Origin of the sequence: Paenibacillus lacisoli (assembly GCF_030580655.1) — a bacterium.
GTDB lineage: Bacteria > Bacillota > Bacilli > Paenibacillales > Paenibacillaceae > Paenibacillus > Paenibacillus lacisoli.
Genome location: NZ_JAUQTB010000007.1, coordinates 34036 through 58330 on the forward strand (window position 1 = coordinate 34036; position 24295 = coordinate 58330).

Annotated in this window: 24 protein-coding genes and 1 riboswitch; of the genes, 8 read left to right on the forward strand and 16 right to left on the reverse strand. The window is 51.1% G+C overall.

From position 1 onward, the window contains the following. Position 1: 1 nt before the first annotated feature. The 5 genes from liaF to Q5741_RS13295 form a co-directional block, all read right to left on the reverse strand. Positions 2-1006, reverse strand: coding sequence for a cell wall-active antibiotics response protein LiaF (liaF, locus tag Q5741_RS13275; RefSeq protein ID WP_305024579.1), 1005 nt, complete (start codon positions 1004-1006; stop codon positions 2-4). Positions 1007-1215: 209 nt separating this feature from the next. Further along, complete coding sequence (locus tag Q5741_RS13280) at positions 1216-1491, reverse strand: hypothetical protein (RefSeq protein WP_407074359.1); 276 nt, start codon at positions 1489-1491, stop codon at positions 1216-1218. Positions 1492-1573: 82 nt separating this feature from the next. Beyond that, positions 1574-2095: a 3D domain-containing protein gene (locus Q5741_RS13285; RefSeq protein ID WP_407074360.1), complete on the reverse strand. Its 522-nt coding sequence runs from the start codon at positions 2093-2095 to the stop codon at positions 1574-1576. Positions 2096-2477: 382 nt separating this feature from the next. Beyond that, entirely contained in the window at positions 2478-4424 is a 1947-nt protein-coding gene (thrS, locus tag Q5741_RS13290) for a threonine--tRNA ligase (protein ID WP_305024581.1), read from the reverse strand. A 381-nt stretch (positions 4425-4805) separates the two neighbouring features. After that, complete coding sequence (locus tag Q5741_RS13295) at positions 4806-5747, reverse strand: putative sporulation protein YtxC (protein ID WP_305024582.1); 942 nt, start codon at positions 5745-5747, stop codon at positions 4806-4808. A 465-nt stretch (positions 5748-6212) separates the two neighbouring features. Between Q5741_RS13295 and Q5741_RS13300 the strand changes: the two genes are divergently transcribed. The 5 genes from Q5741_RS13300 to Q5741_RS13320 all read left to right on the forward strand — a co-directional run bounded on the left by Q5741_RS13300 (position 6213) and on the right by Q5741_RS13320 (position 10274). Then, positions 6213-7055, forward strand: coding sequence for a GGDEF domain-containing protein (locus Q5741_RS13300; protein ID WP_305024583.1), 843 nt, complete (start codon positions 6213-6215; stop codon positions 7053-7055). Positions 7056-7185: 130 nt separating this feature from the next. Next, a complete protein-coding gene (locus Q5741_RS13305) occupies positions 7186-7563 on the forward strand; it encodes a hypothetical protein (RefSeq protein ID WP_305024584.1) in 378 nt (125 codons plus the stop codon). 73 nt (positions 7564-7636) lie between these two features. Next, the gene (locus Q5741_RS13310) at positions 7637-8131 is read left to right on the forward strand and encodes a cation:proton antiporter regulatory subunit (protein ID WP_305024585.1); all 495 of its coding nucleotides are present in this window, start codon (positions 7637-7639) and stop codon (positions 8129-8131) included. Positions 8132-8135: 4 nt separating this feature from the next. Next, positions 8136-9368 carry a cation:proton antiporter gene (locus Q5741_RS13315; RefSeq protein WP_305024586.1) on the forward strand — a complete coding sequence of 411 codons (1233 nt, stop codon included), beginning with the start codon at positions 8136-8138 and terminating at the stop codon, positions 9366-9368. A gap of 69 nt (positions 9369-9437) precedes the next feature. After that, positions 9438-10274 carry a YitT family protein gene (locus Q5741_RS13320; protein ID WP_305024587.1) on the forward strand — a complete coding sequence of 279 codons (837 nt, stop codon included), beginning with the start codon at positions 9438-9440 and terminating at the stop codon, positions 10272-10274. 54 nt (positions 10275-10328) lie between these two features. On the opposite strand, the gene mqnC is transcribed toward Q5741_RS13320, so the two are convergent. The 4 genes from mqnC to metA form a co-directional block, all read right to left on the reverse strand. Further along, on the reverse strand, positions 10329-11462 hold the full coding sequence (gene mqnC / locus Q5741_RS13325) for a cyclic dehypoxanthinyl futalosine synthase (protein WP_305024588.1): 1134 nt from the start codon (positions 11460-11462) through the stop codon (positions 10329-10331). 267 nt (positions 11463-11729) lie between these two features. Continuing rightward, positions 11730-12920 carry a trans-sulfuration enzyme family protein gene (locus Q5741_RS13330; protein ID WP_305024589.1) on the reverse strand — a complete coding sequence of 397 codons (1191 nt, stop codon included), beginning with the start codon at positions 12918-12920 and terminating at the stop codon, positions 11730-11732. Beyond that, complete coding sequence (locus Q5741_RS13335) at positions 12917-14107, reverse strand: PLP-dependent transferase (protein WP_305024590.1); 1191 nt, start codon at positions 14105-14107, stop codon at positions 12917-12919. The genes Q5741_RS13330 and Q5741_RS13335 overlap by 4 nt, the downstream gene beginning before the upstream one ends. 22 nt (positions 14108-14129) lie before the next feature. Then, entirely contained in the window at positions 14130-15047 is a 918-nt protein-coding gene (metA, locus tag Q5741_RS13340) for a homoserine O-acetyltransferase MetA (protein ID WP_305024591.1), read from the reverse strand. A gap of 129 nt (positions 15048-15176) precedes the next feature. Beyond that, positions 15177-15308, reverse strand: a riboswitch (SAM riboswitch). A 627-nt stretch (positions 15309-15935) separates the two neighbouring features. On the opposite strand from metA, the gene corA reads away from it, so the two are divergent. Then, positions 15936-16871 carry a magnesium/cobalt transporter CorA gene (corA, locus tag Q5741_RS13345; protein ID WP_305024592.1) on the forward strand — a complete coding sequence of 312 codons (936 nt, stop codon included), beginning with the start codon at positions 15936-15938 and terminating at the stop codon, positions 16869-16871. A 136-nt stretch (positions 16872-17007) separates the two neighbouring features. Here corA and Q5741_RS13350 read toward each other — a convergent pair whose 3' ends face one another. The 5 genes from Q5741_RS13350 to modA all read right to left on the reverse strand — a co-directional run bounded on the left by Q5741_RS13350 (position 17008) and on the right by modA (position 21373). After that, the gene (locus Q5741_RS13350; protein ID WP_305024593.1) at positions 17008-18027 is read right to left on the reverse strand and encodes an HRDC domain-containing protein; all 1020 of its coding nucleotides are present in this window, start codon (positions 18025-18027) and stop codon (positions 17008-17010) included. A 145-nt stretch (positions 18028-18172) separates the two neighbouring features. Beyond that, on the reverse strand, positions 18173-19048 hold the full coding sequence (locus tag Q5741_RS13355) for an ROK family protein (protein ID WP_305024594.1): 876 nt from the start codon (positions 19046-19048) through the stop codon (positions 18173-18175). 104 nt (positions 19049-19152) lie between these two features. Next, positions 19153-19833 carry an MOSC domain-containing protein gene (locus Q5741_RS13360; RefSeq protein ID WP_305024595.1) on the reverse strand — a complete coding sequence of 227 codons (681 nt, stop codon included), beginning with the start codon at positions 19831-19833 and terminating at the stop codon, positions 19153-19155. Positions 19834-19868: 35 nt separating this feature from the next. Then, positions 19869-20552 (reverse strand): molybdate ABC transporter permease subunit, encoded by a 684-nt coding sequence (gene modB, locus Q5741_RS13365; protein WP_305024596.1) that lies wholly within the window; start codon positions 20550-20552, stop codon positions 19869-19871. After that, positions 20552-21373, reverse strand: coding sequence for a molybdate ABC transporter substrate-binding protein (modA, locus tag Q5741_RS13370; protein WP_305024597.1), 822 nt, complete (start codon positions 21371-21373; stop codon positions 20552-20554). The genes modB and modA overlap by 1 nt, the downstream gene beginning before the upstream one ends. Positions 21374-21664: 291 nt before the next feature. Between modA and Q5741_RS13375 the strand changes: the two genes are divergently transcribed. Beyond that, positions 21665-22399, forward strand: a complete 735-nt coding sequence (locus Q5741_RS13375) for an AzlC family ABC transporter permease (protein WP_305024598.1) — start codon at positions 21665-21667, stop codon at positions 22397-22399. After that, a complete protein-coding gene (locus tag Q5741_RS13380) occupies positions 22384-22713 on the forward strand; it encodes an AzlD domain-containing protein (RefSeq protein WP_305024599.1) in 330 nt (109 codons plus the stop codon). The genes Q5741_RS13375 and Q5741_RS13380 overlap by 16 nt, the downstream gene beginning before the upstream one ends. A 110-nt stretch (positions 22714-22823) precedes the next feature. On the opposite strand, the gene Q5741_RS13385 is transcribed toward Q5741_RS13380, so the two are convergent. Next, on the reverse strand, positions 22824-23729 hold the full coding sequence (locus Q5741_RS13385; protein WP_407074361.1) for a 5'-3' exonuclease: 906 nt from the start codon (positions 23727-23729) through the stop codon (positions 22824-22826). A gap of 151 nt (positions 23730-23880) precedes the next feature. Beyond that, positions 23881-24243, reverse strand: a complete 363-nt coding sequence (locus Q5741_RS13390) for an arsenate reductase family protein (protein WP_305024600.1) — start codon at positions 24241-24243, stop codon at positions 23881-23883. Positions 24244-24295: the final 52 nt, after the last annotated feature.

Sequence of the window (24295 nt, forward strand, 5' to 3'; positions counted from 1 at the left end):
GTTAGCCCACCTTGTTCACCCGAATATCACCGATAAAAGCACTGATATTCAGAATAATTTTCTTATCCGCCTCCTTATAAAAGGAACTGACAACCTGACTGCTGCTCATAAACCCGCTTCGCTTTTCATTCAGGACGGACATATCTCCGATAAACGAACTGGTGTTTACTTTGATGCCGAGATCCATATCATCCGGAATGAAAACCTTCACGTCGCCAATAAAAGCAGAAATATTGATTTTAGTTTTGCCATAAGGAATTTGCGCCTTCGTCAAATCAATGACTGTGTCCCCGATGAACTGTGAAACATTCGTATTTTTAAGCTGAAAATCCTCATGGCCTAGATGGAAGTCGCCGATGAAGGTAGACTTGTTGACCTTGTCACCGCTGTGCCGGTGCTTGTGGTCCCAGCCTTCAGCCCATTCCTTCCGGTGGCGAGGATCTTCTCTGTGTTCACTTCGGTTACGCCGATCACGATAGCGGTCGTCTCCATCGTCTTCGTAGTCAGGTGCATCAAGCGGATTTGTTTTTGCATCAGGTCCCATTTTGCCGAAAGTCTGTTCAAACTGTTCATCCAGCGACAGGCCGGCTTTGCCAAACTCCTCATCCAGCGGACGGATATCCCGTCTGTCAAACGGAGGCTCCGGTGAAACGGGGCGCTCTTGATCCGCCCGGCGGGGCCGGAACAGAACATATAATCCACAGCAGATGAACAGACCCGGGATCAAAAATTTAAAGAAATCACCGGGAGACAGATAAAACCATCCCAGGTTCCTGCCCTGAAAATAAATACCGATGCCCAAGACTATAAAAGGCCCGACCAAGCCCTGGCTGCCCCGACGGTCCGAGAGCATCTTTAACCCGGATATCAGCAGAATGACAGGCCAGTAGGTCGATATCAAATATCCGAGACTGAAATCGATTACGCCCATCCGATCGAGTATAAAAAAGACACCCAGCGCTACCAGCAGCACTCCGGCAAACAATCGACTCGAAAAATGCTTCATCACTCATTCCCCTTTACGTTAGCTGCTTACATCACAGCATCACTCTTTCCTGTAGACAGTGTATCGCAATTCCTGTCCAAGACAGAAGCGCCGTCAGAAGGAAATTGTTCTCGGTCCAGAGACGGAGAAGCTGGATTAGAATGGAAAAAACCCGGCGCAGAAGCACCGGGGTTTTTCATCGTCGTTGGAATATCCTCCAACACGCTTATTTATTGCTTGGCGTTGAAGTTCTCGTCAAACTTCTCATTTGGTGTCTTGAAGTTCTCTTGAACTTTACCGCGCGCAGAAGATTGAACGGATTGAGAAATGTTGCTTGCTGTGTCTACAGCAAATTCTTCATCATACTTTTCGTTTGGTGTTTGGAAGTTATCCTGTACTTTGTTTTGTGCGGATTGCTGTACTTTTGGTGCTACAGTGTTGAAGTTGCTGTCTTGACCAAATTCTGTAGAAAGATTACGATTCATTCCGCCTCTGTTTCTAGCCATGTTGGAAAGCCTCCTCGATTTTATAATAAGGGAAATTCAGTTCCCTAGAGTAGTATGCGAAGACGTTCCCGGCCTTATGCGCTTAAAGTGTTTTCTCAAGCACAGACGATGGAATGGACTTATTAACTTCAATCACCTTTCCGAAGTGCCGCAGCATTTCTTCCGTACATTTACCGGTTCCCCGTTTGATCACCTGAACGGTTACATTTTTTTTGCCCCACTCCCTGAACACCTGCTTGGTGGTCTTGAAGTACAGATCAATCTTGTTGCCTTTGATGGCTGAACCCGTATCAGCTACAATGCCGTAACCATAACCAGGAATGTACAAAATGCTGCCCAACGGAAATACACGCGGATCCGCAGCAATGGTCGACAGCTTGCTCTTGTCCCGCTTGACTTTGACTCCGGAGTACGTAATACCGTATTGAGGATGAGATGGACTTTTTCCCGTAGATTCCACCCCGGCAGTGTAACCAGTAGCTGTCACCTCAACGGCCGATATAATTTGTTCTTCAGGCGGTGCAAGCACCGGCAACAGATCTTGGGTCGACTCCCTCTTTACCTGAGGTGCAGGTTTAGGCTGCGCCTTGTGATAAGCCTCCATATCCGACGCTGATGGCAGATCCGGCAGATTTCGGGATGCAGTATATGCGTAGACCGGCGCCAGCTGGCTCAGCAGACTTCCGGTAAATAAGCTAAGACGGGAATACATGTAATCGGTGTCTGCGTTGGGAATCTCCCTGAATTCTGCTGCCTGGACACGCGCAGGCATAAGACTATACGACAGCATCAAGGTAAATATCGCAACCAAAGCAAAAATCCTCTGCCCAATGGACTTGTCATTCATGTGAAAACCTCCCCCTTTACTGCAAGGTTTTCCAGAAAAAAGTCCATTTATACCGAAATCGTTCACTTTAGCTGTAACACAGTGCACGATCCGGCGGCAGAGGATCATAGGTAAGACGTAGTTAATGACTGTAGATCAATTAGTTGCTATGAATTGCGCGGCTTGAAATTTCTTCACGAAGCATATCGATGGCCTCGTCCAGCGTTTTGGCACCCAGATCACCTTCGCCGCGCTTACGGACCGAGACACTTCCGCTGCTCTTCTCGCTTTCACCGACGACGAACATGTACGGTACCTTCTCCAGCTGGGCTTCACGGATTTTGTACCCGAGCTTCTCGTTGCGCAGGTCGGCATCTACATTAATGCCTGCACGCTGCAGCTTGTCTGTCACTTCACGTGCGTAATCCTCGAAATTGCCGGAAACCGGAATGACCTTCGCCTGAACCGGAGCCAGCCACAACGGCAGAGATCCAGCAAAGTTCTCGAGCAGGAAAGCTGTGAAGCGTTCCATAGTACCGAGAATACCGCGGTGGATAACAACTGGCCGGTGCTTCTGGCCATCATCACCGATGTACTCCAGTTCGAAGCGTTCCGGCAGAAGGAAGTCAAGTTGAACGGTGGACAGCGTCTCTTCCTTGCCCAGTGCAGTCTTGACCTGAACATCCAGTTTAGGACCGTAGAATGCGGCTTCTCCTTCCGCTTCAAAGAACGGCATATCGAGGCTCTCAACAACCTCGCGCAGCATACGCTGGGACATTTCCCACATCTCATCATTCTCAAAATACTTCTCTGTATCCTTTGGATCCCGGTAGGACAGACGGAAACGGTAATCATGAATCCCGAAATCCTTATAGGCAATCATAATCAATTCGATGACACGGGCAAACTCTTCCTTAATCTGATCCGGGCGTACGAACAGATGCGCATCATTCAGCGTCATCGCACGTACACGATGCAGACCAGTCAGGGCCCCCGACATTTCATAACGGTGCATCATACCGAGCTCTGCAATCCGGATCGGCAGATCACGATAGGAACGCATATCACTCTTGTACACCATCATATGGTGAGGACAGTTCATGGGGCGCAGAACGAGCTCTTCGTTGTCCAGCTCCATTTTAGGGAACATATCTTCCTGGTAGTGCTCCCAGTGGCCGGATGTTTTATACAGCTCAACGTTACCCAGTACCGGTGTATAGACGTGCTGATATCCCAGCCGCTCTTCCAAATCGACAATATACCGCTCCAGTGTACGGCGCAGCTTCGCACCGTTAGGAAGCCAGATTGGCAGGCCCTGGCCGACCAGCTGGGAGAATGTGAACATTTCCAGCTCTTTGCCGAGCTTGCGGTGGTCACGCTTTTTCGCTTCTTCCAGAAGGTGCAGGTGCTCGTCCAATTGAGCTTTTTTCACAAATGCTGTGCCATAAATACGCTGCAGCATCTTGTTCTTGCTGTCTCCGCGCCAGTATGCGCCGGCTACATTCATCAGCTTGAATACTTTGATTTTGCCTGTCGAAGGCACGTGAGGACCGCGGCACAAGTCGAAGAATTCGCCCTGCTCATAGATCGTAATTACACTATCCTCCGGCAGATCACGGATCAGTTCCAGCTTGTACGGGTCACCCAATTCGCCGAAAATGGACAGCGCCTCTTCACGGGACACCTCTTTGCGGGTAATAGGCAGGTTCTCATTGACAATCCGTTCCATTTCCTTCTCAATCTTCAGCAGATCTTCCGGGTTCAACGAATGCTCCAGATCCATATCGTAGTAGTATCCGTCCTCAATAACCGGGCCTACTCCCAGATGAACCTCTTTGCTGCCAAACAGACGTTTTACAGCCTGGGCAGTCAAGTGAGCGGCGCTATGGCGGATCACTTCAAGCCCTTCCGGCGAATCCTGGGTTACAATCTCAATGGAGGCACCTTCCTCCAGTGGTGTAGATAGGTCAACCACAATTCCGTTCAGCTTGCCGGCTACCGCATTCTTGCGCAGGCCGCTGCTGATGGAGGCTGCCACATCCTCAATGTTGCTTCCGTCCGCATACTCACGGACAGAACCGTCAGGCAATTTGATATTTACTGACATGGTCACGTTCATCCCCTTAATTCTAAATTTGAGCGTTACGCATCAATGATGCACAGCGCGCGGTCCGAGATCAGCTCAGCCAGGACAATAAAAAAAGCACTTCTCCCTGGGAAAGGGACAAGTGCTGTACTCGTGGTTCCACCCTAGCTTCAGCTGCAGTACATGCTGTACCGCAACTCTCGTTGGCATCCTGTAACGGTGACGAACCGGCAATTCTTACTGACCATCCTTTGTCTTGGGACAAAAATGGTGTTCATAATCGCAGCTACAAAGGGGTAATCCAAACACAGGCATCGGAAGGGAATTTCAGCCGCTGTTCCCTCTCTCTGGACCGGCCGCAGATCCGGATCATGTCTTTGTCATCGCTTTTAAGTCAAGTTATCAGTTATTATAATTCCCTACCTCTTCTCCGTCAAGAGATACAAGACATGTCCCGGTCTCGGAAAACTCATGCCCCCCTGGTTCGCAGAGCCGTACCCGTTCTTCGAAGATATGGCAGATGCTGCGCACCGACTGGGCATCCGGCTCAGCTGAATGCAGCAGAATCTGTCCGGGTGACAGTGTGATCAGCGTGCTGAGTATCAGATCCTCTACTTCCATCTCCAGTTCAATGCCCGGCATTTCCACCACAACCGTATCCGGTTCAGGCAGAACAAGCGGCCGAAGAGTGGCATCCAGTACATCAAACCGGTGACCGCCTCTATGTATAACATGAACCAGCGGCATGCGTACTTCCTGAAAATAAACAAAATACTTCAGCAGCCCCATAAATTCTTCGTACTGCCGGTCCATCCAGAATTCGTCCACGGCATATTCCACCACTTCCTTTAATTCCTGCTTGTAGTCCTGCAGACGGAAACGGAGAATCCCCTCCAGATTTAAATAAGGCAGATCCGGCAGATCCTGGGCCAGCCCAGTCGTCAAAAGCTCATGGCGCCGCCGGAACGGATGCTCTTCCTCCCCCTCTTCCCCCTTAAGCAGCTGCTGACAAATCAGCAGGACACGCTCCCGGTCCTCATCTTCAAGCTCCGGATAATCCAGGAATATCATACTGCGCAGCATTCTCTCTTCATGAACATCAAGGATAAAATCAGCCAGCGCTCCGGCGGCGGCCAGATAGACCTCTGGGAGCGATTCAAGGAATTGCGGATGTTTATCGGAGGCCCTGCATACCCATGCGGCCCGATCCTCTGCGTGCTTGAAGGCAAAACGAAAGCCCTTGCTGGATAAGTGCAACCCTTTTAACCGATCCTTCAAAGCGCGGTACAGCCGGTCTGCCTCTGTCTGAACCTGCACTTGAGCTGATATCATAAACAGTTCCATGGACTCACTCCTTTCCCTTCCCTAAGCTAAGTATATGGCGGCCTTAAAAGGGATATACGGAACAGGTTTTTGGAAGAAACCCTAAACTTCCTCATTCATTATGCCGAAATGGTAGTAGAAGAAAATTCTGTTCCAATGCAAATGGCTTCCATGGTATAGTTTTGGTTAGAGTTTTACAGCATACGACAAGCTGCGTAACGGAGTGATATCAACTTGAACCAACAGCAATCCAGAAGGCAGACCGAACCTTCACGCATTATACTTCATTGTCTCTGGTTGTTTATTTTAATCAGTGTAGTGCTTACCTACTCTTTCAATGTAATATCATCATCACCTATACATGCGGCCAGTTTCAGCTTATGGTTTCCGCTCGCCTGTCAGGTCAGCTGCGGCCTGTTCACTGAGCTTTTTTCCCGCCTCCTGTCCGACCGGTTCAGAGGAATATTCATTTTATTCTCGGCAGCAGTGATATCAGCCATCCAGCTCCTGGCGCATCATGATAACAAGACCTTGTTTATGATTATTTTATTTCCTATCCTGGTTTCCATTTTTCACTTCAGGTACAGCAATATCTTTTTCGGACTCCTGTTCAGTCTGCTGACGCTGGGATTAGCTAACACGCTCGAAGCAGCAAGATCCGGTATTCAGGTTGAAGACATACTCGTCATTATCCTGATGCAGGCTGGTGTATCCCTGATTCTGCTTGGAGTCGTACAGCATTTTCTGGTCGTCAAGCAATCCCTGAACCAGTCTGTTAAACATAATGAATCCCTTCTGATTCAAAATGTCATGATGGAATACTTGAACAAAACGGATCAGCTTACCGGACTGTACAACCATTTGACCTTTCAGGAATATCTGAACAAGCTCATCGAACAGCAGGGCCAGAATGAATTTCCGATTCATCTGGCTTTGCTGGATGTCGATAATTTCAAAGGGATCAACGATACTTACGGTCACCGTGCAGGGGATTTGGTGCTTCAGGATGTGTCCATGTGCCTGCAGTCCTTTGTGAAGCCCAATGATTTTGTCGCCCGTTACGGAGGAGAAGAATTCGCTATTATTTTTGCGGAGCGGTCCATTGGTGATACGCTGGAGACGCTCGACAACATCCGGCAGAGCATTTCCGACCGACACTACCCTGAGCTTGAGAACAAGGCAATCACGGTCAGTATCGGCATCGAGGAATATGCCGCAGGCATGGGCAAAGAGCCTTTCTTCTCTGCTGCCGACAAGGCACTGTACACCGCCAAACGAACCGGCAAGAATAAAATTGTAAAATATGCTGAAGCCATCACAGCCTTATAGTCCGCCCGGGAGCGGGCTTTTTTTGTTCTTCATTTTTGGGACTGGTTTTTTGGGTTGGTTTGATGTAGCCATGAACAATATGTTAGGGTATATATACATAGTAATGATTACTAAAGACTGGGGGGATTGGATGAACCGCAAACGTTTGCCTGCGATGCTGCGCGTCTTGATCTTGGCCGTGCTGTGTCTGACACAGATGTTCTCTTGTCCAATCCTGATTCAGGAGGATCCGACAGCCGTTATTGTGGCCGAATCTTCCTCCGCCACCTCCGAAGTGAATGTGCTTCGCCTCGAAGCCCAGAACAAACCGGTTATCCGCTCCAATTCCACTGCTATGCAGAAGCTGACATTGACCTTACGGTCACTTCCGCTGATCTTCCTGCTGATTCCGCTTATCCCCTTGCTGCGCTTTCCTGCGCCGCGTCTGCATTTCCATCCCGTTATCCGTCTGCTTAAACGGCGGTTATTTCTTGAACCCATTAAATACACCTCTCGTTTTGTGGCTTAAACCTCCCATCAGGTTCCGTTTATGACGAAGCCTTGTTTCGTTGTCAATCACAACAATTGGGAGGAATTCACAAATGAATATTCGCGAATCCATTTTGCCAGGCGTCGGCATGAAGTATCAGCTGGACGCAGCCAGCGGCGACCGTCTGGTCGTTGTCATCCACGATGATGGTCGAAGAGAAATGTACCATTTTGAATACGAGGATCTGGATCAGAGCATCTCGATGATTACCCTCGAAGACCAGGAAGCCCGTCAAATTGCAGCCTTGATCGGCGGCATGACCTACAAGCCGAAACAGCTGGAGAATGTCGAAATGGCTTTTGACGATCTGATTCTGGAATGGTATACCGTAGAGCCGCATTATTACTGTGCCGGTAAATCTATAGGTGAATTGGATGTCCGTCAGAACTCCGGTGTCACCATCATTGCGGTCACAGAACGCAAAAATCAAAAGCATATTAATCCCGGACCCGAGGTCATCTTATCCGCAGATGCTACTGTTGTGGCAATCGGTGAACGTGATCAGCAGAAGCGGTTCAAGCAGATCCTGATGAACGGAGGCGGGTAAGCCTATGGATCATCTGGTATTTGAAGTTGGACTCGCGATCGTTTTGATCGCGGCGGCGGGGCTGATCTCTGCCAAACTGCGTTTCTCCGTCATCCCTTTTTATATCCTGATCGGGATGGCGGTCGGGCCGCACGCTATGGAGCTATGGCATTTTGATTTCCGCTTTATTGAAAGTGCACCCTTTATTGACTTCATGGGCAGAATCGGTGTCCTGTTCCTGCTGTTCTATCTGGGACTTGAATTCTCCGTAGGACGTCTGATTAAATCCGGCCGCTCCATCGTCGTCGGCGGGTCCATCTATATCGGCATTAATTTCACACTTGGTCTGGCACTAGGTTTCCTCAGCGGCTTTGCCGTTGCTGAGACCCTAGTCATTGCCGGCATTACCACGATTTCATCCAGCGCTATTGTTGCCAAAGTTCTGGTTGATCTGAAGCGAACCGCCAATCCTGAGACGGAAATGATTCTTGGCATCATTATGTTTGAGGACGTCTTCCTGGCCGTCTATATTTCCATCCTTTCCGGTCTGGTGCTGAGCGATTCCTCATCCATCGGCGGCGTATTGATGTCAGCAGGGATCGCTCTGGGCTTCATGCTGATGGTCATCATTGTCGGCCGTAAAGCAGTGCCGCTGCTCAACCGGATACTGCGCATCCGCTCTAATGAGCTGTTCGCTCTGGTCATCTTCGGCTCCTTATTCCTGGTGGCCGGCTTCTCGGAGACCATTCATGTCGCTGAAGCGATCGGTGCCCTTCTCGTCGGCCTCGTGCTTGCAGAGACCGAGCATGCCAAACGGATCGAGCATCTCATTATGCCGTTCCGTGACTTCTTCGGGGCTGTGTTTTTCTTCAGCTTCGGTTTATCGATCGACCCGCTTGCACTGGGCGGCAGCGCGGTCTGGCTCGCCATTGCTGCAGTCATTGTAACGCTTATCGGAAATTTCAGTGCCGGAATGCTGGCAGGCAAGACATCCAAGCTGTCCCCCAAAGCTTCAGCCAATATCGGTCTGACTATCGTATCCCGCGGTGAGTTCTCCATTATCATGGCAAACCTCGGCAAGGATGGCGGACTGGAAGAAATATTACAGCCATTTGCCGCCCTTTATGTCCTGGTCTTAGCTATTCTGGGGCCGCTGCTGACCAAACAGTCGAAACCGATCTTCAATATGCTTAATAAAATTTTTAAATTCAAAGATCCTAGGCTGCGATCCCAGGAAAGGACATCACCTGAACATTAACATGAATGTCATCACGCTTTGTGAAGGAGGTACGGCCATGCAGTTGCTCTTGGAACAGGCTGAACATTTATGAAAATATTGGAACATTTGCAGGTTGTCCGCAAAAAAATCATTCTCGCTGTAACCGGCGGCCTGCTGGCTTCTGCAGGACTGGAGCTTTTCCTGCATCCCCATCAGATGATCGCAGGCGGGGTCACTGGCCTGTCCGGTTTAATCTCACACCACACCGAGGCTCAATTCGGGGTTGTCCTGCTGATGCTCAACCTGCCTCTGCTTCTCTGGTATTTCCGTTATTCCAGACACCTGCTTCTCTATGTCCTGCCTGGAATGCTCGCTTTTTCGGGAATGGCCCTGCTGCTCTCCCCGGTACCTGCTCTAAGCGGGCATCCCTTGGCATCCGCCTTGGCCGGCGGAGCGCTGCTTGGCTGGGGCGCAGGACTGATGGCACGCTGCGGCGGGCTGCTGGACAGTCTGAGCGGAGGGCTGTTCCGCTTCTCGATCAGCAGGAGACTGCTTCGCACCGATCAGGGCCGATCTGATTCCCCCTGGCTGATCGCGGCTTATCTGCTCCCGCTTACGCTCACGGGATGGCTGACAGGGTGGAGCCAATCTCTCTATTCGGCGATCGGCTGCCTGGCTGCATATGAAGCAGCTTCCATTGTGTTTAACGGATGGACCCGGCCGGTCTGTGTAATTACCCATCATGCCGAACAGGTGGCTGCGGCTGTTCACCAGCGTCTGCGCTCCGAGCCGTCGGAGAAGAAAGCACACGAATCACAGCCAGATAAGCAGCTCCTGCTCTATCAGATTCATGTCTGGGAGCTGTCTAGATTTAAATCTATTGTGCAAAACATGGATCCGCTCGCCGAGTGGGTTGAAGTGGAACACATGCCCGAACGATATTAGAAAGAGCCCTTTCTCTTGATCAAGAGAAAGGGCTCTTTTGCATCCAAAAAACGATTAGTTCTGCATGATAAAATCACGTTCCACGTTATTACTCTCGTCAAATACGCGCAAGATATCGTATTTGGTATTACGCTGTGCAGGCACATTGCCCGTCTCTCGGATCAGCTCCAAAATCGATTCAATGTTTACCTTATGAGTCGCACCTGCTGCGGATACCACGTTCTCTTCAATCATGGTACTGCCGAAATCGTCACAGCCGTAATAAAGCGACTTTTTGCCCACTTCAGGACCCATCGTCACCCAGGAGGATTGGATGTGTTTGATGTTATCGAGCACCAGTCGGCTGATCGCCACCGTTTTCAGATATTCTTCCGGCGTCTGACGTTCCTTCTTCAGATTCGTGTTATCCGGCTGGAAGGTCCATGGGATGAACGCAAGGAAGCCTTCGGAATCATATTGGTTTTGGATGCATTCATCCTGAGCATCCCGTACACGGATCAGGTGAAGCGCACGCTCCTCCATCGATTCACCAAAGCCGATAACCATCGTTGCTGTCGTATTCATGCCTACTTTGTGAGCGGTCTGCATGACGTCCATCCAGTCACGCCAGGAGCCTTTCAAACGGCTGATTTTGCGGCGTGTCCGGTCATCCAGAATTTCACCGCCACCGCCAGGCAGAGAATCCAGGCCAGCTTCATGGATCGCACGAATGGTATCTTCCAGCGTCAAACCTGAAATGTCCTTCATCTTCTGGATCTCGGCCGGAGAGAAGGAGTGCATGGTGATATTCGGGAAACGTTCCTTGATCGCCTTGAGCAGATCAATATAATAGCTGAACGGCAGTTCCGGGTTGACCCCGCCCTGCATCAAAATTTCGGTACCGCCCACATCTTCGGTTTCCTTGATCTTCTGAAAGATGACCTCATCCGGCAGTACGTACCCCTCATCGGATCCGGGTCTGCGGTAAAAAGCGCAGAAACGGCAAAAAACGTCACAGACATTCGTGTAGTTAATGTTTCGTCCAATCACGAATGTTTTGACTTTCTCCGGATGCATGCGGTTCATGATTACATTGGCCGCGTCCCCAATTTTCTCTACTTCATTTGATTCAAACAGCACAATTGTATCTTCCAGATTGAGTCGCTCACCCCGCAGGGCTTTATCGAGAACCTGATCTACAGTACTCATTATGTGCGGCCTCCTTTACTTATAAAAATATATGAAATTTTAGATATATAAAGAACAATATACTATCATCCTAACACAGCTGGCATGTGAAAAACAGCACCTAAACAAAACGGTGCTGTTTGTGTCACAATTTGGTATGGCTGCACTTTACACCGGTCCTGACAGCACCTTCCAGCCCTAAGCACACAGAACTGTACAGTTTCTTAGGTCCCTACGCTCCATGGGCAGGAAAGTGCAACCGAATAGTGTTAAATGCATATCTCTTCCTTAGTTCTGAAGCGCCTGCTCCAGATCCGCGATCAGATCATCAATATCCTCAAGTCCTACCGAGAAACGGAGCAGCCCGTCACCAATACCGCGGGCATGCCGCACATCGGCCGGCATTGCCGCGTGTGACATCATCGTCGGATAGGATAAAATACTTTCTACGGCACCCAGGCTGACAGCCACAATCGGCAGACGAACCTTGCTCAAAACCTGCTTGGCCCGTTCTCCGGTGCCCACATCAAATGATACGACGGCACCGTAGCCGCTGGACTGGCGTTCATGGATTTCACGGCCCGGGTGATTCTCCAGCCCCGGGTAATACACCTGCGCAATATCGCTCCGTTCGCTGAGCCACCGGGACAGCTTGCGTGCACTGATCTCACTGTGGGCCATACGGGCTTCCAGCGTCTTCATGCCCCGCATCAGAAGCCAGGATTCCTGTGCCCCAAGCACGGTACCAAGGCCGTTCTGCAGCATCTTCAGCTGACGGCCCAGCTCTTCGGTCCGGGCCACGGCCAGTCCTGCCAACACATCGCTGTGCCCGCCCAGAAATTTTGTCGCGCTGTGAAGCACGATATCAACATCAAGCTCAATCGGGCGCTGATAGTACGGCGTCATGAAAGTGTTGTCCAGCATGGTCAGCAGGTTGTTGTCCTTGGCCCAGGCTGTGACCGCGCCAATGTCCGTAATCTTAAGAGTCGGATTGGACGGTGTCTCCATAAATACCGCTTTCGTGTTGCTTTGCAGGGCCTGCTTAACCTGGTCTATATCTGTCATGTCCACAAAGGTGCTCTCGATGTTCATCCGGTTCAATATACTTGTCAGCAGACGATAGGTACCGCCGTAGACATCCTCTGTAACAATCACATGATCACCTGACGACAGCAGCATGAATGTACTGGATATGGCAGCCATCCCGGAAGCATAAGCAAACCCTCTCGCCCCGCCTTCCAGCAGAGCAATATAGTCTTCCAGTGCCTGCCGTGTCGGATTGCCGGAGCGGCTGTAATCATGCACAGGAGGATTATAGATATCGTGATGATGGAATGTAGACGCCTGGTAGATCGGCACACTGGAGGCACCTGTCGCTTCATCAATTTCTGCCCCAAAGTGAAGCAGCTTCGTTGCAAATTTCAGATCACGCTGATTGTGAGGCTGCTGTTCGCCAGCTCCTGTCTGCTGTCCGCTCATACGCTGCCGCCTCCCTCAATCTCAAGCCTTGCCGCTTCCAAAGCAGTACGCAGATCCTCAATGAGATCGTCCTTATGCTCAATCCCCACAGAGAAGCGGAGCAGACGGTCGTCGACGCCTATGGCGTCACGGATCTCCAGGGGGATGTCCGCATGAGTCTGTACGGCAGGGTAGGTCATGAGTGACTCGACACCGCCCAGACTCTCGGCAAAAGCGATCAGCTTGATATGGCGGAGCAGCGGCTCTACGTAACGGGCATCCTTGACTTTAAATGAGAAAATTCCCGTATTCCCGCTGGACTGCCTGCGCTGGATGTCATAACCCGGATGGCCTTCAAGTCCCGGGCAGAAAACTTCGGCTACCGCCGGATGGCTCTGCAGATACGTAGCGATCTCTGTTGCATTATACTGATGCCGTTCCATCCGCAGCGCCAGCGTTTTCATCCCTTTCATCAGCTGGTAGCTGTCGCTTGGCGACAATACCGCACCAATGGAGTTATGCAGGAATCCGATTTCGGCCGAGAGTTCGGCACCTTTGGTTACGATCAGACCTGCCAGCACGTCATTGTGACCGCCCAGATATTTGGTTGCACTGTGGACGACAATATCAGCGCCCAGCTCCAGCGGCCGCTGGAAGAACGGGGTCAGAAGCGTATTGTCTACGATGGTTAACAGCCCGTACTGCTGTGCCCAGCCAGCTACCGCTTCAATATCCGTAATCATCATCAGCGGGTTGGTCGGTGTCTCGATGAACACCGCTCTGGTATTGTCCTGTCTACACTTCTCGAGTGCTTCCAGATCATTGGTATCCACATAGGATGCCGTTACGCCGAAGCGTGACATAATCTGCTCCAGCAGACGATAGGTCCCTCCATACAGATCCAGAGACACGATCAGATGATCTCCCTGACCAAATTTGGCGAATACCGTCTGGAGTGCTGCCATGCCTGAGCTGCAGGCAAAACCGGCATCTCCATTCTCCAGGGCTGCAGCGGCTTCTTCAAGCACCTTCCTTGTCGGATTCGTGGTGCGGATGTAGTCAAAGCCTGTGCTTTGCCCTAAGCGGGGATGGCGGAACGCTGTAGATTGATAGATTGGAAAATTGACCGCGCCGGTAGCCGGATCGTTCACCGATCCGATCTGTGCTAATTTACTCTCGATTCTGAAACTGGATTTTCCCTGCTCCATGACTGTTTCCTCCTGTCAGCGATTAGATAATATGGCCAAGATCATAGGGTGTTTCCTGATACACATAATAGTTCAGCCAGTTGGCGAAGAGCAGATTGGCATGCGCCCTCCAGGTGGAAGGCGGCGTACGGGTTGGATCATCGTTGGGAAAGTAGTGCTTCGGCAGCTCTACATCCATCCCTTTCGCTTTATCGCGTTCATATTCCCACTTCAGGGACAACGGGTCATATTCAGCATGTCCGGTGACAAAAATCTGCTTGCCGTCTTCGGTGGCCACCAGGAAAACGCCGGCTTCTTCTGATTCTGCAAGAATTTCAAGTCCGGAGATCCCTTCCACATCTTCACGGCGGATTTCTGTATGACGGGAGTGAGGAGCATGGAAAAGTTCATCAAAACCACGCATCAGCTTAACGTGCGGGCGGTTAACGGTATGACTGAAGACACCGAAACATTTGCTGTCCAGTCCATATTTAGGAACGTTGAAATGGTGGTACAGCCCCGCTTGGGAAGCCCAACAGATATGCATAGTCGAAGTGACATTATGTTTGGTCCATTCAAAGATTTCCTGAATCTCATCCCAGTAGGTGACGTCCTCAAAGTCCAGCTGTTCCACAGGAGCGCCAGTAATGATCATACCGTCAAAACGGAGATGGCGTATCTCATCGAACGTCTTGTAGAACATCTTGAGATATTCCTGCGAAGTATTCTTCGGTGTATGGGACTGTGGATGGACGAGCACAATATCGACCTGTAGAGGGGTATTGCCTACCAGACGAAGCAATTGTGTCTCGGTCGTCTCCTTCGTCGGCATCAGGTTCAGGATCGCAATGCGAAGCGGGCGGATATCCTGCTCGTAAGCCCGGCTTTCATCCATGACAAAAATATTTTCCCCTGTCAGCACCTCTTTGGCTGGCAATGTATCGGGAATCTTGATTGGCATTTACCTTTCACTCCATTTCATGATGAATAGTAAATCTGGTTCATTGCGTGTCGGAGCTGGATGACCGGGCATAAAGAAATGACCTTCCTCAATTGAGAAAGGTCATATATTACGTATCTATATGCGCCTCTCTCATCTCCCGGATCATGAATCTGCGGCTCCTCGCCTCAGATCATGATTCTGCAAGAATTAGCACCGTGCGACGTATCGCCGGTTGCCGGGTTTCATCGGGCCAGTCCCTCCACCTACTCTTGATAAGATTTCGCTTATTCATATTTGGTTTTGAGCACGCTGCATCATTCGGCATCTTCGCTTCTGGGTACAATATATAGATGGATTCAAAGATCTGGGTCTATATATATGCTCATTCGAAGCTTGACATCTGAATAAATATGCACAACCTGCTGGTTACAAATGATTTGTAATTACTTTAATTCATAATCATGATAGGCGTCAAGATATCGCGTGCAAATTTTATTGAATACATACACCTTTTCCGGGTCCCTTACGTATGGTGAACAGAGGCTTGAAGAGGGATTTTTTGTCCTTGAAAGGCTGGAAACACAGCGGTATACTAGACAAGTGCTGTTTGGGGTTATCCCTTGCAGGACATAGTATTTCCCGAGCTGTGAGGTATGCGGCATTAAGCCGTCGCCACACAGTATCCAACCCTGGAGAGGTGAACCAGAATGGAAGGCGACCCGAGTCCGAGTAGGCAGTGGTACGTGAATAATCGCATAGAATGGACTTCGGCCAGCCAGCAGACCATCTGGTAATATAGACAGATTCCTGGTGAATTGCACCCGTCAGCCGAAGTCCAGCTTCTTATGCGACCGCATTATTGAAACCTCTGATCCCTGGCGGATGAGAGCATAAGGAGTGGGACATATGAAAATTCGGTTGGTGAACAACGGAGTGTTTACGCCGGTCGATGACATCGAACAGGCACTGACTGCACCCCTTGAGGGATTTTATTGGATTGATGCTGACGTGGAGGACCTGGCGGTATTGCAGCCGTTGTTTTCCCTGCATGATCTGGCTGTAGAGGATTGTCTCAGTGATGAAGAACAGCGCCCGAAGATTGAAATTTACGAGAGCCATTATTTTATTGTTGTGAACAGCATCCGTTTTGACGATGAAGAAATTTTTCTGCGTGCACTGAATATCTTCCTGGGACGGCACTTTATCATTACGGTAACCAAACAGAAAATTAACGAGCTGCGCATGCTGAAGCCGATTCTGTGGGAGCAGGAGGTCAGCCAGCCTGACCGGCTCATGTATTTGCTAATTGACTTGATTGTCGACAACTACTTCCTGGTCGGTGACCGGATTGAAATCCGCATTGAGAAACTTGAAGAAGACATTCTGATGCATACGAAGAAGTCTCATCTGAACGAGATCATTGGTCTGCGAAGCGAGATTTTATGGCTGAAGAAGATGCTGGGGCCGCAGAAGGAAGTTATTAATACGCTGAACAAAAAAGACCTGCGCCTTATTGATGACCAGCTCCAGAAATATTTTAGCGACGTTTATGAAAATGCAGTAAAAATTGCTGAAACCTTTGACACTTACCGCGATCTGATGGGCAACTTGCGCGAGGCCTACCAATCCAGTATTGCCAACCGTGCGAATGAGATCATGCGTGTATTTACGGCCATAACGACTGTCTTCATGCCGTTGACCGTGATCACAGGTATTTATGGAATGAACTTCGACCATATGCCTGAGCTGCACACCCGGTATGGTTATTTCTTCGTCATTGGCGTCATGGTGACATTAGGGTTGACGATGTTTTATATTTTCCGCAAAAAAGACTGGATCTGAACGTTTACCTCAGCTCCGTATTCATAAAGCGGTGGTATCTCAAAAAGAGATGCCACCGCTTTTGTGTATGCAATGATCTGGATCTCAAGGTAATTTCATCCGCGATTCCTTCTCATTCCAAAGATTAGGATCAAGCTCAACCTGCGTCTGCTTTCGCTTCTTCTCGCCGGCGATAACGGATCCGGACCAACCGCAAACGTTCATACCGTTCATCCAGACCTCCGCTGACATGGCTTTCCTCTCCGTACACACGCTGCATCACTGGTTTCAGAAAGGTATCCCCCAGCTCGTCGTATGCACTCCAAATGGCCAGCAGCTCCTGTTCCGGTACCGCGGTCAGTTCCCGTTCCAGCAGAGGATCGGTATTGCCGCCCTCCTTCTCAATCTGTTCAAGCATCTCTACGAGCTCCCGTCTTACTACGCCGGATTCACTGCTGATGTCATCCAGGTTTAGACCGCGCTCCATTCCATGGAGCACAATCTCGCGCTGCCTGAACCGCTCCAGATCCTGCTTATACTTCTGCTCCTGCTGTCTGAAATTCCACTGCTGGTACTCCTCCTCCCCCAGCCTTTCCTCTACCCAATCCAGCGGAAAGCTGTGATTTCGTTCCACAGCAGAGGTAATGGTCAGCAGTTCCTCCCCATAGACAGATGCCTTATGATTCCCCATACCCGGAAGCTGCAGCAGCTCTTCGACGGTCTGAGGCAGAAAGACACTGAGCAGGCGCAGCAGCCGGTTGCTAGCTACCAGATACGGTGCCTTATGAATGGATGCGGCCTTTCTGCGTCTCCATGCGGTTAATTCCGTGTACACTTCGTCATGCGGATGAAGATCACTATAGCAGTGAAGCCTCTGAACGGTCTGATTGCGGCTTCGCTGTTCCAGTCCTTCGTGGAGAAATCCATCGATTAGCGGCCGGTAGCCTTCTGTCAGCTTCTCGGCAAGCTTATGGCGGTAGATAAAGAGCAGCTCATTCCAGGATCCGCCCTCACACCAGTGTTCCTCCGCCAACTGGGCGGAATCATCCATTTCGGCTGCTTCCATGTTCCACCCCAGACTCCAGGTGCCTTCTTCCTCTCCAATCCATACCTGGGCTGTCTCCACCCGGCCTGATGAAACGGTTCTCGACAGACAGTTCATAAACACGATCTGCATGGGTCATCCTCCCGACATTTCATATACAGGTTACCGGGACAACAAAAAGCACCTCTTCTACGAGTGGTAGAAGAGGTGCTTCTCTCTTTGGCCGAGCTATCCTGTTGGCACCATAATACCTAATTTTGGAAAACTAGTCAACCCATTATTTCAATGCCAGATTCGCGAGCGCAAGCGCACCGCTCAATCCCGCATTGTCACCCAATGCCGGCGGCACGATATACTCCTGGATATCACCCAAAAGAGAACGGTGCTGAACATAACCGTTTAACTGCTGCTGCAGCTTGGTACGGATTAGCGGGAAGAGCTGGGACTGCTTCATTACGCCGCCGCCCATGACAATTTTCTGAGGGGACAGGATCAGCACATAGCTCATCAGCGCCTGCGCCAGATAATGTGCCTCCATCTCCCACGCCGGATGGTCAGGTCCCAGTTCAGCTCCCGCCTTGTTCCAGCGCTGATGGATGGCCGGTCCTGCAGCCAGTCCTTCCAGGCAGTCGCCGTGATAGGGGCAGAAACCGGCAAAGTGATCATCCTGATGGCGGCGGACCAGAATATGTCCCATCTCCGGATGGGACAGCCCGTGCAGCAGCCTGCCGCCCACAACTGCCCCGGCACCAACGCCGGTTCCAACGGTAATGTACAAACAGCTGTCCAGCCCCTGTGCCGCTCCCCAGGTATACTCCCCAAGCGCGGCGCCGTTCACATCGGTATCAAAGGTCGTCGGTACATCAAAGTGCTCCTTCAGCTTGCCGATCAGGTTGTACTGTGCCCAATGCGGCTTAGGGGTTGAAGTAATATAGCCGTATGTATCGCTGCCGACAATCGGATCGATGGGCCCGAAAGAGCCTACGCCCAAGGCCTCCACTTTTTTGTCCGAGAAATACTTTATGACCTGCTCCATCGTCTCCTGCGGTGTCGTCGTTGGAAAGCTGATACGATCATGCACATTCCCCTGTTCGTCGCCTGTACCGCATACAAACTTAGTGCCGCCAGCCTCAATTGCTCCCAAAATAGCCATCTCTGCTGCTTCGCCTCCTATAGGTCTTCCCCATCTGTTATTTCTTCATTTCTTCTTGTCGCTGCGTCACATCCACCATCAACAGCAGTCCGTTATCACTGCACTTAATCCGCCAGCGTCTCCAGGCTGTCCAGTCTCTTCTGCAGCTGCTGCTTCCATGACACAGACAAAGCTTGTATACCAAGCAGCTGCCGGATTGCTTCCGCATCCTGCTTGCGGTGATACATGATCCGATTTGCCTGCATGACCGTCATGCTGTCCTCAGGCCGCTCCAAGAGAACGAGCTCACAGCCGGACTGGAAGGTCCCTGCTTCGAGCACTCTATAATAATACCCTGTATACCCGCTCTGCTGAAACAGGACAGGCAGCTCTTTGAAATTATAGCGTACCCCAAGTTTGAAGCACGGCTGTCTTGGCTGGCTGAGCTGAACGATAGCGCTTCCCAGACGGTAAACGTCCCCAATACAGACCTGTTCCTCATCCAAACCGCTGACGGTCAAATTCTCGCCAAAAGCGCCTGCATCAAGTTCACGCGCAAGCCTCTCCTCATAAAAGGCATATCTGGATCTGTCGTAGACACACAGTGCCTTATCAGGCCCTCCGTGGTTCTTCAGATCAGCTTGACCGTCTCCGGCCAGTCCTTCCAGGGACAATGTCTGCTCGCCTTCAACCGGCCTCTTGATGATTCCCGTCTCAAAAGTGTGGCTTCCGTTCATCATACTCTGCGGCATACCTGCATTGACCGACAGGACCTGAGTTACGCCGGATTCGTATACTGCTTTCATTAAGAGTCTCCTTCCGATTCATGAATGGAGCCGTTCTACCGGGACTTCCTTCCGCTGCCCGTAAACAGCATTAGCAGGAAGGAGAACACAACGATGATGCCCGCCCATGCCCAGGCCATTTGGTTATTGCCGGAATCTACCGCAACATAGATGGCAGTCGGAAGCGTCTGTGTCCTTCCCGGAATGTTGCCAGCGAGCATCAATGTCGCCCCAAACTCCCCGATCGCACGGGCAAATCCGAGAATAAAGGCGGCCCGCAGACTCCGCACCGTCAACGGGAGCAGAATGTGCCGCAGGATCTGAAATTCACTTGCACCCATCGATCTTGCTGATGCCGGCAGATCTTCTTCAACGGATAGAAATCCCGATTTAGCTGTCTGATAAACTAATGGGAAGGCCACCACCACCGCTGCAATGACGGTCGCCCCCCAGCTGAACACAATCGGCTGACTCCCGAGCTCCTCCAGATAGCGCCCTACCCAGCTTCGTCGCCCAAGCAGCATTAGCAGAATAAAACCGACGACGGTCGGCGGCAGTACCAGAGGCAGCATGATGAACGTCTCTATCCATATCTTCCCCGGAAATTTACGGAAGGTCAATCCCCATGCGGCCAAAATCCCCAGATTAAACACAATTACGCTGGAGACGAATGCCGTTTTGAGCGATATCCATACCGGCTCCCAGAACATCTCCTGCTGGAGTTGTGCCAGTCCGACCATCAAGGCTGTTCCAAGCCAAAGCCTGCAGCTCTGAACATGTCTGCCGCTTCATCACTGTGCAAATAATTAAGCAGCTCCTCGGCTTCTGCCGGATGCTTGCTGGCCTTGATCACCGCTGCTGGATAGTTGATAGGGTCATGGGAAGCCGGATCCACTGTAAGGGCTGTTGTTATGCCTTTGGCAGCCTGAATATCACTTTTGTAGACAAAACCAGCATCCGCATTGCCTGACTCCACGTAGGTGAGCACCTGACGGACATCTTTGGCAAATATCAGCTTCGGTGACAGCTCGCCCCACAGTCCGGCATGCTCAAGTGATTGTTTGGTGTAACCGCCTGCCGGCACCGATTCAGGCTCTCCAACTGCAATATGAGTAATCCCCGTTCCTGTCAGATCCTGCAGCTCCTTCACGCCGGCTCTGCCGGCAGGTGTAATCAGAACAAGCTCATTCTGCAGCAGGTTATGATCTGTTCCGTCCTTCAGCAGGCCCTCTTCCTTCAGCTGATTCATCTGCTTCTCCCCGGCCGAGATAAACACATCTACTGGAGCCCCCTGTTCAATCTGCTTCTGCAGGGTGCCGGATGATGCCAGATTTATCGCAAGCTTTACTTCCGGATGGAGCGACTTATACTTTTGCTCAACCTGATCCATGGCTTCCTTAAGACTCGCCGCGGCGGAGACGGTTAACTCTATGGTGGGTGTTTTCGGGGAAATGCCAGCAGCTTGCCCGGAGGTTGACGTCCGCTCAGCGGAACAGCCTGTTCCGGCTGCGATCAGCAGGGCTGCCAGTCCACCCATAAAATAACGCCGGTATCTTACCATTTTTACTCCCCCTAATCGATCTCTCTATGTATATCGTTTCAGGCATGGCTTGCATGACTGCCCTCTGACCTTCCTAGTTAGAATCCGTTAAAGTTAAAATTCATTATAGTATATAACCGTGTCCTTGCATAAGTTTCATTGCGGGTCAGCTTTCCCGATTCAGAGTTCACAGGCTGCCATCTCTCCCTTCTGTCCTTCCGCCGCAAGGGTTGACGCTCTTCTCCTGCCATCCTATCATATTGTATAAAATGTTCGTGTCGCGCCATTTCGGCAGACAGTAAAGGAGCTATTATGAATGTAAGTGGAAGTGCCTACCCGCCTGCGGAATGGGAGCACAGTCCCTTCCGGCAGGGAATCCGGGACTGTCTTCCGACCATCCTCGGCTACTGGAGTATCGGCCTTGCAGCAGGCGTTGTAAGCCGTACGGCAGGTCTGTCTCCAGCAGAGATCGGCCTGATGTCGCTGATCCTGTATGCCGGTTCGGCACAATTTATCGTGGCCGGACTTGTGGCTGCCTCGGCGCCGCCGGCAGCCATTATTGCTACGGTCTTTCTGGTCAACGCCCGTCATCTGCTGATGAGCGCGGCCCTCGCGCCCTATTTCAAGCATTTGTCCGGCTGGAAGAATGCAGCCTTGGGCGTTCTGCTTACCGATGAGACCTTCGGTGTCGCCAGCTCCCGGCTTGCCGGCCGGACGTTAGCCAGCGGGCGCTGGATGTTCGGCCTGAATCTGGCCGCCTATCTGAACTGGTTCATCGCTAATCTAACAGGGGCTCTGCTCGGAAACTGGATTACGCAGCCGGAACGGTTCGGCCTTGATTTCGCGCTTGTCGCTATGTTCCTCGGCCTGCTCGTCCTGCAGCTGGCCGAGCGATCCGCATACCTGCGTGATCTGCCTGTTGCGGCTGCCGCCGTGCTGGCTGTGACAGCAAGCGTGCTGGTCATGCCGCAAAGCGTTGGAATTTTCGCTGCCATTGTTGCGGCAGCCTGTGTGGGGGTGTGGCTGGAACGATGGACATCCGCATGAGTTTTCTGTGGCTGATACTCGGTACAGCCGTTGTTACCGTTCTGCCCAGAGTGCTGCCCCTGATTCTGCTCAGCAAGGCTCAGCTTCCGCAGCTCGCTCTGCGCTGGCTGAACTACATCCCTGTGGCCGTGCTGGCGGCCCTGCTGGGTGCCGAGCTTCTGCTGGATGAAGGCCGATTCGCCCCCCACATCGGGGGACTGATGGCAGCGGCGCTGACGATCATAGCCGCGGCCATTACCCGCAGCCTGCTCGCTGCAGTCACTGTCGGCATCCTGGCTATGGCTTTGCTGCGCTGGTTGTGGCCGGCCCTGTAGCCAGCTCTGCAGCCCTTCTTATGTATCCAAAAAAGATACCCCGTTCACCAGAACTCTCACTTGAGAAGGCTGGCTGGCGGGGTATCTTTTATTATTCCTACCTGGTTGGGTTATACGATGGCCAGGCCCATCCACGAACAAAGACTCTTCATTTCAAGCTCTTCAAATTTCGAAGCGACCTGACCATGATCCAGTGTCAGCAGACAGCTGTCCAGGCTGCAGGCAACCGGAACATCACATTTGATCTCCGCCAGCTTGCGGGAAAGATGCAGCATGTCCAGATCGTTCTCGATCTTGCTCCGCACCGAAGCGGTAAGCTCATCCAGATGGGCTAGAATCCCTTCAACGGATCCATACTGCTGTACCAGCTTCATAGCCGTCTTCTCGCCAATGCCGCGTACACCTGGATAGTTGTCGCTCGCATCTCCCATCAGGCCTTTCACATCTATGATCTGTTCAGGCCGCAGGCCTTTTTCTTCATACAAAGATTGCGGGGTATAGACCATATAGTTGCCATGGCCCTTCTTCATAATGATTACACGGGTACGGTCATTCACCAGCTGCAGCAGGTCGTGGTCTCCGGACAGAATCATGACGTCCATCTCCTGGCTGTAGTAACGGCTGAGTGTACCGATGCAGTCATCGGCCTCGTAACCAGCAGCACCAATATTCGGAATCCCCAGGCTGTCCATAACCTCCTGAATCAGTGCGAATTGCGGCACCAGCTCATCAGGAGCATCCGCACGGTTGCCTTTGTAGGCTGCAAACTCCTGACCGCGGAACGTCTGGCCTCCCATATCCCAGCAGCAGACCACATGACTTGGATCGAATGTCTGCACCGCATCCCAGAAATAACGGATGAAGCCATAGATTGCATTCGTCGGCAAACCATCCTTGGTACGGCGGATATATCCGCTAGATGCGGTTGCAAAATATGCGCGAAATAACAATGCCATCCCGTCAACCAGCATTAAGGATTGTTGTTTTTGTTCAGTCACTTGATCAGGTCGCTCCATTCTCATTGAATTGGCTCATTTCCGTGAGCACTGAGTTTCAAGTATAGCACAAACCTGACTTCAAATGGGCGGTTCCGCGCGGGTATTTTATATCATTTAATGGGTCTGGGTCATGTACATAAAGACAAAAAAAGAGACGGATCACCGCCTCTTACTTGCTCCATATCTCTTGGAATTGTTCTTCCTTAAAACCTACGGTCACCCTGCTGCCGTCTGTCACGATCGGGCGCTTAATCAGCCGTCCGTTCGATGCCAGCAGTGACAGCTGCTCATCTTCCGTCATTCCCGGCAGCTTATCCTTTAGCTTCATTTCCTTGTAAACTTCACCGCTTGTATTGAAGAACTTTTTGATATCCAGCCCGCTGCTGGAAATCATTTCAGCCAGTTTCTCCTTACCGGGCGGATTCTCGAAAATTTCAGTCAGCTCCAGTTCATGTCCTTGGGACTGCAGCCATTTGACTGCTTTGCGGCAGGTGCCGCATTTGGAGTATTGATAGACGTGAAGCTCGCTCATCGTTGTGGGTCCTCCTTAATATCTGCAGCACATATCTTTGGATATAAGTATA

Excerpts from the sequence above, each read along its gene's own strand:
- liaF (WP_305024579.1), bottom strand. The coding sequence starts at position 1,006 with ATGAAGCATTTTTCGAGTCGATTGTTTGCCGGAGTGCTGCTGGTAGCG.
- Q5741_RS13280 (WP_407074359.1), bottom strand. The coding sequence starts at position 1,491 with ATGGCTAGAAACAGAGGCGGAATGAATCGTAATCTTTCTACAGAATTT.
- Q5741_RS13285 (WP_407074360.1), bottom strand. The coding sequence starts at position 2,095 with ATGGAGGCTTATCACAAGGCGCAGCCTAAACCTGCACCTCAGGTAAAG.
- thrS (WP_305024581.1), bottom strand. The coding sequence starts at position 4,424 with ATGTCAGTAAATATCAAATTGCCTGACGGTTCTGTCCGTGAGTATGCG.
- Q5741_RS13295 (WP_305024582.1), bottom strand. The coding sequence starts at position 5,747 with ATGGAACTGTTTATGATATCAGCTCAAGTGCAGGTTCAGACAGAGGCA.
- Q5741_RS13305 (WP_305024584.1), top strand. The coding sequence starts at position 7,186 with ATGAACCGCAAACGTTTGCCTGCGATGCTGCGCGTCTTGATCTTGGCC.
- Q5741_RS13310 (WP_305024585.1), top strand. The coding sequence starts at position 7,637 with ATGAATATTCGCGAATCCATTTTGCCAGGCGTCGGCATGAAGTATCAG.
- Q5741_RS13315 (WP_305024586.1), top strand. The coding sequence starts at position 8,136 with ATGGATCATCTGGTATTTGAAGTTGGACTCGCGATCGTTTTGATCGCG.
- Q5741_RS13320 (WP_305024587.1), top strand. The coding sequence starts at position 9,438 with ATGAAAATATTGGAACATTTGCAGGTTGTCCGCAAAAAAATCATTCTC.
- mqnC (WP_305024588.1), bottom strand. The coding sequence starts at position 11,462 with ATGAGTACTGTAGATCAGGTTCTCGATAAAGCCCTGCGGGGTGAGCGA.
- Q5741_RS13330 (WP_305024589.1), bottom strand. The coding sequence starts at position 12,920 with ATGAGCGGACAGCAGACAGGAGCTGGCGAACAGCAGCCTCACAATCAG.
- Q5741_RS13335 (WP_305024590.1), bottom strand. The coding sequence starts at position 14,107 with ATGGAGCAGGGAAAATCCAGTTTCAGAATCGAGAGTAAATTAGCACAG.
- metA (WP_305024591.1), bottom strand. The coding sequence starts at position 15,047 with ATGCCAATCAAGATTCCCGATACATTGCCAGCCAAAGAGGTGCTGACA.
- corA (WP_305024592.1), top strand. The coding sequence starts at position 15,936 with ATGAAAATTCGGTTGGTGAACAACGGAGTGTTTACGCCGGTCGATGAC.
- Q5741_RS13350 (WP_305024593.1), bottom strand. The coding sequence starts at position 18,027 with ATGCAGATCGTGTTTATGAACTGTCTGTCGAGAACCGTTTCATCAGGC.
- Q5741_RS13355 (WP_305024594.1), bottom strand. The coding sequence starts at position 19,048 with ATGGCTATTTTGGGAGCAATTGAGGCTGGCGGCACTAAGTTTGTATGC.
- Q5741_RS13360 (WP_305024595.1), bottom strand. The coding sequence starts at position 19,833 with ATGAAAGCAGTATACGAATCCGGCGTAACTCAGGTCCTGTCGGTCAAT.
- modB (WP_305024596.1), bottom strand. The coding sequence starts at position 20,552 with ATGGTCGGACTGGCACAACTCCAGCAGGAGATGTTCTGGGAGCCGGTA.
- modA (WP_305024597.1), bottom strand. The coding sequence starts at position 21,373 with ATGGTAAGATACCGGCGTTATTTTATGGGTGGACTGGCAGCCCTGCTG.
- Q5741_RS13375 (WP_305024598.1), top strand. The coding sequence starts at position 21,665 with ATGAATGTAAGTGGAAGTGCCTACCCGCCTGCGGAATGGGAGCACAGT.
- Q5741_RS13380 (WP_305024599.1), top strand. The coding sequence starts at position 22,384 with ATGGACATCCGCATGAGTTTTCTGTGGCTGATACTCGGTACAGCCGTT.
- Q5741_RS13385 (WP_407074361.1), bottom strand. The coding sequence starts at position 23,729 with ATGGAGCGACCTGATCAAGTGACTGAACAAAAACAACAATCCTTAATG.
- Q5741_RS13390 (WP_305024600.1), bottom strand. The coding sequence starts at position 24,243 with ATGAGCGAGCTTCACGTCTATCAATACTCCAAATGCGGCACCTGCCGC.